This window comes from Streptomyces sp. SID1328, assembly GCF_009865595.1.
Classification (GTDB): domain Bacteria; phylum Actinomycetota; class Actinomycetes; order Streptomycetales; family Streptomycetaceae; genus Streptomyces; species Streptomyces griseoluteus.
On sequence record NZ_WWKH01000907.1, the window covers coordinates 1 to 312 of the forward strand.

Annotated in this window: 1 protein-coding gene; it reads left to right on the forward strand. The window is 74.4% G+C overall.

All coding sequences use genetic code 11. The features are described from left to right. Positions 1-2: 2 nt before the first annotated feature. Complete coding sequence (locus tag GT030_RS28905) at positions 3-308, forward strand: SpdD protein (protein ID WP_161203607.1); 306 nt, start codon at positions 3-5, stop codon at positions 306-308. Positions 309-312: the final 4 nt, after the last annotated feature.

Sequence of the window (312 nt, forward strand, 5' to 3'; positions counted from 1 at the left end):
TGATGCTCACCCCCAAGTACCCGCCCACCGACACCGCCCCCGCCGTGCCCACCTCGACACCCACGGCCGCTGCGGGCGTCCCCGCCACCACCAGCCCGGCCCCGATCGGCCCCGCGTCGAACCGGCCGACCATCCAGCTCACCCCCGGCAGCACGCTCGCGCTCGTCGGCGGCGGCACGGCCGTGGTCCTGATCGTTGGCACGGTGCTGGTCTCCATGCTCCTGGCGGTCGCCATCACCGGCGTGAGCGTGGCCATCTGCGCCGTGGTCCTGCGCTCGCTGCTCAACGACTCCCGCAAGGGCCGGTGACCGG